The sequence below is a fragment of the Weizmannia agrestimuris genome, from assembly GCF_943193165.1.
In the GTDB taxonomy this organism is placed as follows: domain Bacteria; phylum Bacillota; class Bacilli; order Bacillales; family Bacillaceae_C; genus Weizmannia; species Weizmannia faecalis.
Genome location: NZ_CALPDC010000061.1, coordinates 1 through 12,599, shown reverse-complemented (window position 1 = coordinate 12,599; position 12,599 = coordinate 1). Strand labels below are relative to the sequence as shown.

10 protein-coding genes and 2 pseudogenes are annotated in these 12,599 nt (G+C 43.8%); 9 read left to right on the top strand and 3 right to left on the bottom strand.

Going from position 1 to position 12,599, the window contains the following annotated elements; translation table 11 throughout:
- Positions 1–787 precede the first annotated feature (787 nt).
- The 5 genes from NFR98_RS14635 to NFR98_RS14615 all read left to right on the top strand — a co-directional run bounded on the left by NFR98_RS14635 (position 788) and on the right by NFR98_RS14615 (position 6,184).
- On the top strand, positions 788–1,132 hold the full coding sequence (locus NFR98_RS14635; RefSeq protein WP_035184253.1) for a metal-sensitive transcriptional regulator: 345 nt from the start codon (positions 788–790) through the stop codon (positions 1,130–1,132).
- Positions 1,133–1,147: 15 nt separating this feature from the next.
- Positions 1,148–1,354, top strand: a complete 207-nt coding sequence (gene copZ / locus NFR98_RS14630) for a copper chaperone CopZ (protein WP_013860051.1) — start codon at positions 1,148–1,150, stop codon at positions 1,352–1,354.
- A gap of 93 nt (positions 1,355–1,447) precedes the next feature.
- Positions 1,448–3,859, top strand: a complete 2,412-nt coding sequence (locus NFR98_RS14625; protein ID WP_251460465.1) for a heavy metal translocating P-type ATPase — start codon at positions 1,448–1,450, stop codon at positions 3,857–3,859.
- A 303-nt stretch (positions 3,860–4,162) separates the two neighbouring features.
- Positions 4,163–4,549 (top strand): MFS transporter, encoded by a 387-nt coding sequence (locus NFR98_RS14620; protein ID WP_061565795.1) that lies wholly within the window; start codon positions 4,163–4,165, stop codon positions 4,547–4,549.
- Positions 4,550–5,116: 567 nt separating this feature from the next.
- Positions 5,117–6,184: a DUF1646 family protein gene (locus NFR98_RS14615; protein WP_251460463.1), complete on the top strand. Its 1,068-nt coding sequence runs from the start codon at positions 5,117–5,119 to the stop codon at positions 6,182–6,184.
- A gap of 137 nt (positions 6,185–6,321) precedes the next feature.
- On the opposite strand, the gene NFR98_RS14610 is transcribed toward NFR98_RS14615, so the two are convergent.
- The gene (locus NFR98_RS14610) at positions 6,322–7,011 is read right to left on the bottom strand and encodes an MgtC/SapB family protein (protein ID WP_014097630.1); all 690 of its coding nucleotides are present in this window, start codon (positions 7,009–7,011) and stop codon (positions 6,322–6,324) included.
- A gap of 90 nt (positions 7,012–7,101) precedes the next feature.
- On the opposite strand from NFR98_RS14610, the gene NFR98_RS14605 reads away from it, so the two are divergent.
- Together NFR98_RS14605 and NFR98_RS14600 are read left to right on the top strand one after the other, a co-directional pair.
- On the top strand, positions 7,102–8,007 hold the full coding sequence (locus NFR98_RS14605; RefSeq protein ID WP_014097631.1) for a DMT family transporter: 906 nt from the start codon (positions 7,102–7,104) through the stop codon (positions 8,005–8,007).
- Between the two features lie 221 nt (positions 8,008–8,228).
- A complete protein-coding gene (locus tag NFR98_RS14600; RefSeq protein ID WP_230090467.1) occupies positions 8,229–8,528 on the top strand; it encodes a hypothetical protein in 300 nt (99 codons plus the stop codon).
- A gap of 323 nt (positions 8,529–8,851) precedes the next feature.
- Here NFR98_RS14600 and NFR98_RS14595 read toward each other — a convergent pair whose 3' ends face one another.
- Positions 8,852–10,015, bottom strand: a complete 1,164-nt coding sequence (locus NFR98_RS14595) for a glycosyltransferase family protein (protein ID WP_013860044.1) — start codon at positions 10,013–10,015, stop codon at positions 8,852–8,854.
- An 895-nt stretch (positions 10,016–10,910) separates the two neighbouring features.
- Positions 10,911–11,117, bottom strand: coding sequence for a helix-turn-helix transcriptional regulator (locus NFR98_RS14590; RefSeq protein ID WP_014097633.1), 207 nt, complete (start codon positions 11,115–11,117; stop codon positions 10,911–10,913).
- Positions 11,118–11,248: 131 nt separating this feature from the next.
- On the opposite strand from NFR98_RS14590, the pseudogene NFR98_RS15920 reads away from it, so the two are divergent.
- Positions 11,249–11,847, top strand: a pseudogene (locus NFR98_RS15920) (transposase family protein); the annotation flags it as partial.
- Positions 11,847–12,122 (top strand): annotated as a pseudogene (locus NFR98_RS14585) (zinc ribbon domain-containing protein); the annotation flags it as partial. The pseudogenes NFR98_RS15920 and NFR98_RS14585, both read left to right, overlap by 1 nt.
- Positions 12,123–12,599: the final 477 nt, after the last annotated feature.

Sequence of the window (12,599 nt, the reverse complement as noted above, 5' to 3'; positions counted from 1 at the left end):
GGATGCAACGTGTTTTGTCTTTTTGGCCGGTTCAAAAGGACATTTCGAGCCTAGGTGCGGCTTGTTTTGTCCTTTTGGCCGGTTCAAAAAGACATTTCGGGCTCGGGTGCAGCGTGTTTTGTCTTTTTGGCCGGTTCAAAAGGACATTTCGAGCCTAGGTGCGGCTTGTTTTGTCTTTTTGGCAGGTTCAAAAGGACATTTTGAGCCTAGGTGTGGCTTGTTTTGTCTTTTTGGCAGGTTCAAAAGGACATTTTGAGCCTAGGTGTGGCTTGTTTTGTCCTTTTGGCAGGTTCAAAAAGACATTTCGGGCCCGGATGCAGCGTGTTTTGTCTTTTTGGCTGGTTCAAAAGGACATTTCGAGCCTAGGTGCGGCTTGTTTTGAGTCTACGTTAAGAAAGCACGCAAAAACGAAGACCTTCCTTCACATAGGGTACGTCTACGTTAAGGAAGCGCGGAAAAAAGGCGGCCTTCCTTAACATAGAGCCCGTCTATGTTAAGAAAGCGCGGAAAAACGAAGACCTTTCTTCACATAGGGCGCGTTTCGAGTGCAAGCTTTTCCCTGCATTTTTAAAAAACTTGCATTAAATTGATGCCAAAGCTGTCAGCATCCTTGCCAAATTTAGGAATTTGGCTTATTCAGCAAGTTCCAATTTAAAACAAGATCGCTTATTTGAAAAGGTGATCAACATTTCCGGGCCATTTGACGTACGCTTTAGAAATAGGAGCATCTCTATTGACATAGTATACCGGGGAGAGGTATATTTTACATATACGAGGAGGCCAGGATATGGAGGAATTGGATATCATGATGGATGCCCGGAATGAAGCTTCCGTTTGCCCCGCCCACAGTGAACGTAAAAGCCACCATTCGGAAAAAGTGAAAAGGAACCTGGTCAGCAGGTTGAACCGTATTGAAGGGCAGGTAAGAGGGGTCAAAGGCCTCATCGAAAAAGATACCTATTGCGACGATGTCATTACCCAGATTGCTGCCATCCAATCTGCCTTAAACGGCGTGTCGAAGATCCTGCTTGAGGGCCATTTGAAAAATTGTGTCCTGGAACGGATTCAAGAAGGGGATCTCGATGTACTGGATGAATTTTTAGTAACCATACAAAAAACAATGCGAAAATAAAGGAGCGAATGGATCATGGAAAAAGTAACCTTAAATGTACAAGGCATGTCTTGCGAACATTGTGTAAAAGCGGTTAAAGGAAGCGTCGGCGAATTGTCAGGCGTGAAAAATGTAGACGTTCATTTGGCAGAAGGAAAAGTGGATGTTGAATTCGATCCGAATGAAGTGACGCTTGATAAAGTAAAAGAAGCCATTGAAGACCAAGGCTATGAAGTAGCGTAAATCCGGACAAAACGGGCTGTGCTTTCGGGCACGCTCTCTTTTTTCAAAAAAATATACCTATAGAGGGTATAAAAGGCGTCAGGAGGAATGGATATGGCCGCATCACTACAGGAAAAAAAGGCCGAAAGCGTCACGCTTGGCATTACCGGCATGACGTGTGCAGCTTGCGCCAACCGGATTGAAAAGAATTTATCAAAAGTGGAAGGCGTCAAAAAAGTAAATGTGAACCTGGCAACAGAAAAAGCTGCCATTCAATACGATTCGAAACAGGCGACCGTCGAAAATTTGATCGAAAAAGTGGAGAAAACGGGTTATGGTGTATTAGAAGAAAAAGCGCAGCTCAATATTATGGGCATGACATGTGCGGCATGCGCCAACCGCGTGGAGCGGGCGCTGAAAAAAACCCCCGGTGTTGTTCGCGCCGCCGTCAACCTGGCAACGGAAACGGCAAGTGTTACATACCTGCCGGGGCAGGCAAGCGCTGAACAAATGATTGCCGCTGTAAAAAAGGCCGGCTATGACGCAAAAATAAAAGGCGAAATGGATCCGGACTATGAAAAGAAGATGCGTGAGAAAGCATATAAAAAGCAAAAAATAAAATTTGCAGTTGGTGCTGTCATCTCCGTCTTTTTCTTGTTGCAAATGATCTCGGATATCGCTATGCATTACGGCGGCAGCTTTTCTTTCCACATGAATCCATGGCTACAGCTTTTGCTTGCTACCATTGTGCAAATTTTTGTCGGCGGCCATTACTACCGGGATGCTTACCATGCAATCCGGGGCGGGAGTGCCAATATGGCCGTTTTGGTTGTGCTTGGGACGTCTACGGCCTATTTATACAGCCTTGTTCTCACCATCCTCGGTTCCGGGCGCATGCTTTACTTTGAGGCATCCGCCATTGTGATGACGCTGATCGTTCTTGGCAAACTGATGGAAACGAGGGCAAAGGGCCAAACATCTGAAGCGATGAAAAAACTGATGGGCCTGCAGGCAAAAACGGCCCGAGTCAACCGGGGCGGAAAAGAAATTGAAGTACCGGTTGAAGAAGTCGTCCCCGGTGATATTCTTTTTGTCCGCGCCGGAGAAAAAATTCCGGTTGACGGCGTCATCACAGAAGGGGCTTCTTCTGTCGATGAGTCCATGCTGACCGGCGAAAGCATGCCTGTTTCAAAAAAAGCGGGCGATGCCGTCATCGGTGCGACATTGAATAAAACCGGTTCGTTCCGTTTTAAAGCCACAAAAGTCGGGAAAAATACGGCGCTCAGCCAGATCATTAAACTCGTGGAAGAGGCGCAAGGGTCGAAAGCGCCGATCCAGCATCTGGCTGACCAGATTTCGGGTATTTTCGTACCGATCGTCATATTGATTGCACTGGTGACATTTGCGGTGACGTATTTTGCGGCCGGATTCACCCCTGCGATGGTCAGCATGGTTGCTGTGCTCGTCATCGCCTGCCCTTGCGCCCTCGGGCTTGCTACCCCGACAGCAGTCATGGTAGGAACCGGCCTCGGTGCTGAAAACGGCGTGCTGATCAAAAGCGCGGAGCATTTGCAAAGCGCCCATCGCATTACGACCGTTGTACTCGATAAAACCGGCACGATTACAAAAGGAGAGCCGGAAGTAACAGATCTCATTCCATACGGCGGTTTTTTAGAGGATGATTTGCTTGCCATTTCCGCCGCAGCCGAAAAAGGATCGGAACACCCGCTTGGTGCAGCCATTGTAAAAAAAGCAGCTGAAAAAGGCTTGCAACTGCCAAATGTTAAGGAATTCGAAGCAGTCCCGGGCCATGGTATCCGGGTTAAAATAGAGGAAAGAGAAGTTTTGATCGGGAATAAAAAAATGATGCAGGATGCGCATATCCGGATCGACGATGTGATCAACCAAATGGAAAAACTTGAGGAAGACGGCAAAACGGCCATGCTGGTTGCAATGGATGGCGCGCTTTCCGGACTGATTGCTGTTGCGGATACGGTAAAAGAAACATCGGCAAAAGCGATCCGCATGTTGAAAGAAATGGGCATTGAAACGGTCATGATGACAGGCGATAACCGCCGTACTGCCGAAGCGATTGCCCGGCAAGTCGGCGTTGATCGTGTGCTCGCGGAAGTGCTGCCGGAAGATAAATCTAAAGAAGTTGAAAAATTAAAGCGTGCCGGCAACATCACCGCAATGGTCGGCGACGGGATCAATGATGCCCCGGCTCTTGCTGCAGCCGATGTCGGAATTGCGATTGGAACCGGGACAGATGTTGCGATGGAGGCCGCTGATATTACATTAATGCGCGGCGACCTAATGGGGATTGTCAACACAATCCGCTTGTCGAAAGCAACGATGCGGAAAATCCGCCAGAACCTGTTCTGGGCTTTTGCTTACAATGTGGTTCTGATCCCGGTGGCAGCATTCGGGCTGTTAAATCCGATCCTGGCCGGAGCTGCCATGGCCTTCAGTTCTGTGTCAGTTGTGGGCAATACCCTGTTCTTGCGCAAATGGCAGCCGGTATAAAACGACATATAGAAAATAAATAAGCCGTTATTTTGGTCGATCAAAATAACGGCTTTTTTGTTTCATTTTTTTGAATGGAGACACCTAATCCGTACTCTGTATGCAATAATATATCAGATCAGTTTGCTTTTAAAAATGATTTGAAATTTACTGATAACAGAATGGACATGTCCAAATGGATTAACAATGTTTGTTTTAACCGCGGCACTCGTTGTGGAGAAGATTGCATACGGGCAAGCAATCATAGCGGGCATCGGCGGTTTCTCATATGATACTGGATATCCTGGGAGTGGTGAATGAAACTTGAATAGGATTCAAAGAATTAAAAACACCTATTATGCGTTCAATATTTTGTATAACATGGGGATTATGGTGTTTGGCGGGACGTTATATTTATATATGAAGTCCATCCATGATAGTTATGCTGATATTAATCTGTTTTTATCCATTTTTTGGATTGTTGGTTTTATTACGGAAATCCCGTCCAGCGTGATTGCGGATACTTTTGGAAGGAAAAAAACGCTGATTAGCAGTTGCGTGATCAGGAGTATTGGCCTGTTCCTGCTGTTTTTTGATTGGGGAAATATGGTTTTTCTTATTCTAAGTGCGATTTTTACCTTGCTTGGCGAATCTTTAAGATCGGGCACAGTGGATTCATGGATGATAGATAGCATTCGTGAGGAAGAATAGGATTATCCGTTTGAAAAAGTATTTTCTAATAACCAAGTATTCGGGACAACTTTCACCTTATTAGCGGGATATGTTGGTGCACAAGTTTTAGGGAATATCGATTTAAGCTATCCTGTTTTAGCGGGGGCTATTTTACTTTTATGCCCCATGGCCGTAGCCGTATTCTTTATGAAAGAACCGGCGCCGGTGGAACAAAAACAAGCAGGCACTTGAAAGCTGATTCAGCATCACCATGCATTTTCGCAGATGCCTGATTTTAAATATTGAGGCAAAGCTTGCTGGCAAATCGGATTCGTTCAGCAAACCCTAATGATTGGGGATTGAATCATTCATAAAATCAATCCGTTAAAGGGCAAAAGATGATCAAATTTTTTGCAAATGATGGGGTGTACACCATTGCGCCAATGCGGGATAGATGTTATCATAGATAGAGCATTACCGTGAAACGCGAATGGTTTTGACAATGGAATAGATTGTCTTAAAGGAGGAGACTGTCACCAAGGGATACGTATGTCCCGCGGTGGCAGGCTTTTTTGCTTTCCGAAAAAAATGAAAGGGAGTGGTTTGATGGTAATGGGATTGACGGTTATTTTGTTATTGGTCCTGTGCCTGCCGTTTACAAAAATAGTGGAAAGGAATCTGGAAGCCTTTTTGTTCGTAATGGGCGTGGCAGCTTGTATTGTCAGCCGGTCATTTTCCTGGCATCTAGTGCAGGAAGCGCTACTGCACCCGCTCAATATCACGATTGCTGTGCTTGCGATGGGGCTTTTGTTCCGCTGGTTTGAGAAACCGATCGAAAAAGGAATCAGTCGGATCAGCCATGCGATGCCGTTTCGTTTGTTTATTGCGCTCTTTGTCATCATACTCGGTTTGCTGTCGAGCGTCATCACCGCCATTGTTGCCGCCATCGTTCTTGTCACGATCATTCGTTTTTTGCGGCTTGACCGGAAGACGGAAGTCCGTTTGGTTGTCCTCGCCTGTTTCGCCATTGGCCTTGGAGCTGTGCTCACGCCGATCGGGGAGCCACTTTCCACCATTGTCGTGAGCAAACTGGATGCGGACTTTTTTTACTTGCTGAGACTTACCGGCACTTCAGTGATCCCGGCTGTCATTCTTTTCGGCGTACTGGCTGCTTTGATCGTCAAACCGGGGCAGTATGCAAGCGCCATGGAAACCGCGGCAGGAAAAGAACCGAGCATAGCCTCCAAGGAAGATGAAGGGCTAAAAGCTGAACCGGCTTCAGAATCATACAAGGAAATTGTCATTCGCAGTTTCAAGATTTACTTGTTTGTCATGGCGCTCACTTTGCTCGGGGCAGGATTTGAACCATTTATTGAAGCCTATTTACTGGACCTAAATCCGCTCGTCCTGTATTGGATCAATATGGTTTCTGCTGTTTTGGATAATGCCACCCTTGCCGCAGCTGAAATCAGCCCGGCGATGGGTGATAAGGCGATTCAAGATATTTTGATGGGCCTGCTGATTAGCGGCGGAATGCTCGTGCCGGGGAATATTCCGAATATCATTGCCGCGGGAAAATTAAAAATCTCAAGCATTGAATATGCGCGCTTTGCATTCCCGCTCGGCCTGGCAGCAATGGTCGTTTATTTTGCGATCATCCTTTTCCTGGTTTAAAATAAGCGCTTCGTAACGAAGTCCTTACTTGCCGGCGGGTGCGAGCAAAGATGGAGAAAATGCGGCTGCTGCTGAATATCCGAAACCTGAGCCTGATCGGAAGAAGCAAGCGGTTTTCGCTCAGTAAAAAGCTTTATTCAGCTCTCTACCTCTGCAGCCGCAACTTCATCCATGCCGGAAATATGGCGGTATACATCCACAGTCGTATGTTTGTAGCTCGCCCGCGCCTTTAAATCGACTAAATGGGTTTGATCTTTTAAATCTTTGATCCGGATATTTTCAATAGTAATATGCTGCTTCTCAATCGCATCGAGGACGGAGGGTATGGCATCCCTGTTGCAGACGATCACTTTTATAATCAGGTCTTTATTACGCAATTTTGATTGTGCTGCTTTGCCCATTAAATAAGGGATAATTTCAACGCTAATGATGATGAGCACAACGCCGGCAATCGCCTCCATATAAAAACCGGCCCCGACAGCAATCCCGATTCCGCTCGCTCCCCAAATCATGGCGGCGGTGGTCAGGCCTGTAATGGTGTCATTGTCTTTTTTTAAAATCACCCCTGCCCCGAGAAAACCAATTCCGGAAACGATTTGTGCGGCAAGCCGGAGCGGGTCCATTGTAATCTGCACACTATGGGCATGGTTGAAAAGATAGGCAGACTGAATGGAAACAATGGTGAGGATGCAACTGATAATTGAAATGACAAGGCTGGTTTTCAGTCCGAGCGGCTTCCGCTTTAATTCCCTTTCCAGCCCGATAATCAGCCCCAGCACGGCCGTAATCCCAAGCTTATATAAAATTTCCAAATCTCCAAAAACCATCCGGCTTCCCCCCTTATAAAAAACACTGTTCAATGTTGCCTTTGCGCTATAAAATAAAAGTAAATAATCAAAAAAAGGAGAATTCGCAATTTGAATCCTTATATTGCTTTAATTGCGGGCGTACTGGCTGTCACATCCTCCGCCATTTTGGTGAAGTACAGTACGGCGGATGCCGGTGTGATTGCTTTTTATCGGTTATTCTTTACCACCATCATCATGATGCCAATCTTTCTGGCTGCCAGAAAGAAAGCGAAAATGCGCATGCTGAAAAAAGATGTGTTCTTTTCCATCCTTTCCGGGGCATTGCTCGCTTTCCATTTTATTTTATGGTTTAAATCGCTGAATTTGACATCGGTTGCCAGCTCGACTGTCCTTGTAACATTGCAACCGGTTTTTACATTTGCCGGCAGCTATTTTATTTTTCGGGAATCGCTCTCTCTTAAGGCGATTGTTTGTGCTGCATTTTCCATTTTCGGGAGCATCCTGATCAGCTGGGGCGATTTTTTTATCAGCGGAAAAGCACTCTACGGCGATGTTTTGGCGCTCATCTCCTGCCTTTTTGTTACAGCTTATATGATGATTGGCCAGTACGTACGGCAAAGGTCGGATGTGGTTTCATACACATTTATCGTCTACCTCGCGTCAACAGTTGTACTGTTTTTCTATGTGCTTTTTGCCGGAGAAGCTTTTTACCCGTATTCCGCCCGCAACTGGATCTGTTTTCTCCTCCTGGCCGTTTTGCCAACACTTGCCGGGCACTCTGTTTTTAGCTGGGTTGTCAAATGGATCAGTGCATCGGTTGTTTCTGTCGCGATCTTATTCGAACCGGTAGGCGCAGCCATTTTGGCCTATTTGCTTTTTGGAGAAAAAATTTCCTGGTTCCAGGCAGTTGGCGGGATCATTATTTTGCTGAGCATTGCCTATTTTTTGGCCCAGGATCATGCCGAACACCGCCGCGCTGTCAGGCTGAACGAAAAAAGCGAACCGGCCCGTTAGCCTCGGAACGTTTAAGACTTCGCTGCACTTGTGAGCGTTGAATCGCTTTAATATGCACCCCATGATAAAAGGAAGAAAATAAACCACAAGAAAGTTTCGTATATAAAAATATTATACCGTGCCGGGTACTTGGCCTACAACCGATACACTTGCAGCAACTAACGGCTGTTTTGGGGATGACTTGTGCCCCCCTGGATTTGACCGGTAGACGATTAAGGCCAATGGATGGCTGGCAAATGCAAGGGGGGAAAGGGATCAGTCATAAAGAAAAAAAAATCCGCGTGGCAGATGCCAAGCATAATCGGGGATTTCAACTTTCTTTGGAAAAGGGAGGATTGAGAATGAACAAGAAAAATCAAATTTTTTTAGCAATCCTTTTAATTTTGAGTGTGGCAGGTTTCATTGCCAACATGATCGTTGGCCCTGCTCCCCGCTGGATTAAGGCATACAATTTGTTAGTAGTCCTTGCCTGGGGTGTGTGGATTTTTCGCACAGGAAAAGAAAAAGGCCGTTATTGGTAAACCTGAATTCGTTACGATTAACAAACGTTGATCCTATATGGGTGGTCATGATGCTATCTTAAGAGCCTTTGCCAAAATGCTATATCTCCTGGCATCCGTGACTGGATGATCAGCGCAATTTTAAGAGGCCTCTCTTTTTTTCGCTACGGGGAAATCTGTAAATTCACCACAGCAATGTAAACGAATGCGAAATCAATTGAGGGTCAGGGGGGATTGCGGGGAAAAGGAGGTGGGATCGGGATCATCGTAAGAAGGATTCATCCTCCTCAATAGAAGTTTTCCCCATCAAAAAAGAGCCCCTGGAAAAAGATATAAAACTTTTGTCAAGAAACAATCCTGTTTTTGGATTGAATAGTGTTTATTACATTGATAAAATCTTTGATCGTTTCCTTCCAAGTAACGGTGTTTAAATGTGCCTGTGCGTTCTTAACCGTTTCCGCGATATGCCCTGGATGGCTGATCGCATTTTGGAAGGTTTGGAAAAGACTTTGCTCATCAAGATGACAAAATAAAGCACAATTCTCTGGCATGAAGCTTCGGCCCGTACCTTCATAGAAATCGATAACCGGCAAACCGCTGCTCATCATTTCATAGGGCACAAGAGAAAAATTGGTCATCGATGGTGCAATGCCAAAATCCGATTTGAGATACAGCTCGTGCAATTCTTTTTTCGTCAGCTGGCCAAGATTCTTACCGTTGATAAATTGCGCGGATTGATCGGTACCGAAATAGACAATATCCAGCTGATATCCGTGTTTTTGGCAAAGCTTAAGAAAATTATTGAGAACGATCTGAATAGTGATTGGTGCTCTTCGTGGACTGTCCCATTTTGTATAGACTGCAATTCTGAATTCCTTTTTTTTCTTATAATCCAGGAAGTTTCTCGGGTGGAAGGGATATTGTTCCATGTCAACCGGAAAACGGATCACATCAAGCGGACTTTGCACCCGGCATTCTTTTTCAATCATCTCGGCACACCAAGGTCCGAGCGAAACCATATGTAATCCTAATTCATAGGTCTTCTTCGCAAGATAATACCGATCGCCAAATGGGTAAAAATAAGGTTCATAATCCTGAACAAAATACATCTTGTATCCGGGTTTGTCTTTAAAAACATAAACCGATTCCCAGAGTGTCCCTATCCAAATATCTGACTGATGGGTCTTCAATGCGCTCACATCAAGACAGGTACCCTGATACCCGGCGTAATTAAACTCAGCGTTTATCTCCATCGCTTTCCGCGGTTGGGAAAAATAACTTAAATAGTAAACCTGGAAACCAAGTTTGCTGAGTTCCGTACCTAAATGCAGCATCGTCGTCTGTCCGCCGTCATAAGGAATAATCCCGGTTGTGACAAAGGTAATCGACTTCGGCCGGTGCGGCAACGCTTGTTTTACTTGTTTGAAATTAAAATACTGGATAATATCATCATATACATGGATGTCTCCCATCGAAACAGGTGGAAACGGTGTGGCAATAGGTTTCATGAACAATCACTCTCCTAGATGGATCCATAGTTTTTATCTATATATATCTCAACTTATATACCACTTTTTTCCGTACCATAAACCTATATTTCCGAGAGGTCGTGCGGTTTACTTTGAAATAAGTAAAAACACCGCATATTTTATAAGAAATCTGAAATAGGAAGAAACATTCAGTAAAAATAGGCATTATATTGGGAGGATTATTTGTTTTCCGGCTGCCAAGCATAGGAGGAGCAAATAACCCTTTTTAAAGTATCCGCCAAAATAAACGTCAAAACCTCTTGCAATAGCGGCATGGCTGCGGACGAAATATCTCCATAAATGCTTAGCTAGTAAAGGATTGCTTGGTCGACGATTACAGTTATTTCTGTTCTTTGTAGTGCAGCATGCGTGGGGACAGCAGGAACTGGATGTGCAGCCTGTATATACCTAGCAGCTGGAGCATCCGGTGGTACTATTGGTTGGTCCTGTAGGCAAGGCTCTTGGTATTAAAAAACATTAAAACTGAAACCGGCATCCGGTTTCAGTTTTTCTTAGCAACAATAGTCATGGTAAATGACAATGTAATAATGATGAAACTGATTAACAAAATAATTAAGTTGCTTATCTGTACTTTTAGTGTGAATTGGCTTAATATAAAAAATACTATCAAATAGAGAAGGATGAAAAAGTAAGTGTAGTTTATGGTTTTTCTTTTAATGAATTTTGCTCTCTCATCGTGTTTATTTATATGAGGATATACATACCACACATTAAATGAGAGAACAGAAAGCGACAACGTTAATAAAGCGTTAAAATTTAAGCCATATTTTGTTTTGAAAGACAAGATTAAGAGTCCTATCGTGACGATGAGAAAAAAGAAACTACATATAAGTAACATTTTTCGATTAGACATTTATAACTCCTCCTTTTCATTAAGTGTAAAAATATCCTCCACTTTCATATTAAAAATCTTAGCAATTTTTAATGCCAATGGCAGGGAAGGGTTATATTTACCTTTTTCAATGGAAATAATGGTTTGTCTCGACACGTTTAGTTCTTTGGCCAACTTTTCTTGAGAATACCCAAATTCAGACCGTATTTCAGGTAGGTTATTTTTCAAACGTAGGCATCTCCTTTCAAAAGGTAAAGCATACTTAACGTAAAGTCTCCTTTACTGTCAAATACATTATACATTTTTAAATAAAATATGCAACTGTTATTTTAAAGGGTGTGTGCACTGTATGGATCTGATTGAACCAGGAGCTCATTCTGGAGTTTGATTCAATGTGAAAACCGTCTATGGAGGCTAGGGGAAAGCAGAGATCGGTTAATCCCAACAATCCGGGGAGAAAAAGTTATTATCCTCTTCTTGTGTTTGAAGGGAAGTCACGTCTTTGTTTAATCTCAAGGGGTACTCGGTTTTGCAGAAGAGACCTATCAGTTGCTTTCTCCCTATTACCATTCGTTATGCTCTTTTTGACAAAGGGGTTGGGGAGATGATTTCTACAGTTAGTGGGAAAACTGTAGGATTGGTTATACCGTAAACGGAGGTGGACTTCAAAACCTAAAAACGATGATTCATCGTGAATCCGCTATGTTGACGACGAATTGACCGTGTTGGACGGAAAGGCTGTATATGATCAGGTGAATTTCTGGAAGAAGCCCCCAAGAAGGTTTTGGCCATTCGTAATGCCAAAGTATGAGAAAAATCAGCTTCAAGTTGTGATCCTCTCTGGAAATTTGAAGCAATTGTCACAAGGATGGACTGGGAACTTCTATACCAGAGGGCTTGCGTGGAAAACGACATCAAACCGTCAAAATATGGATTCTCGATGGATAAGATTTCAACGCAAGAACAAGCCGTAAAAACGAGAAAAGTTTGCACACATGGTCATTTTATCGTCTGTCTCAATTCAGTGAATATAAAGCAAAATGAGTTGGATTAAGGCTGAACATGTTAATCCTGTCTATATAAGTTAAACCTGCTCTCGAATTGTTCCGAGAGAAATAAGGCAAATGACCGTAAATATGATTGCAAATGCAACTCCGGAAACACAGAGATTTAGTTGGTGCAATGAATATTCGATATGCGCCTGTAGTTGGTGGTAATAGCCAATCAGCCTAAGATGCTATACGCGCTGTCATAGGAAGGGTAATGAGTTGAAGGGTGTCAAACAGAAATGGACTGCGAACGCTTAGCCATTTTAAGCATTCCACTCGTCACATCATAAAATGTAGGGATTGCGGCTTTAGTCATGGGAATCTCAAAAAAATAGGCTGAATCTTATTATTTTTTGTCCGTCCGGTTTTCGCAATAAAGCCGCAATGTATGTTTGTCCTGTCTTATTTTGTAGAAGGAACTGGAGGTGGCCGGTTTCAAATTTACCAACGAATTTCAAAAAAACTATTGCACAAATGCTCACGACATGATATATTAATACTCGTCCGATAGCGAACAAGCAACATAACGTTGACAAGCTATCCGGCATTTGATATAATAGAAAAGTCGCAGTCATAAAGATGCGACACAGATTGTTCCTTGAAAACTGGACAAAACGAAACGTCAAATTCTTTTTGAGCTTTTATCAAACATCTTTACTGA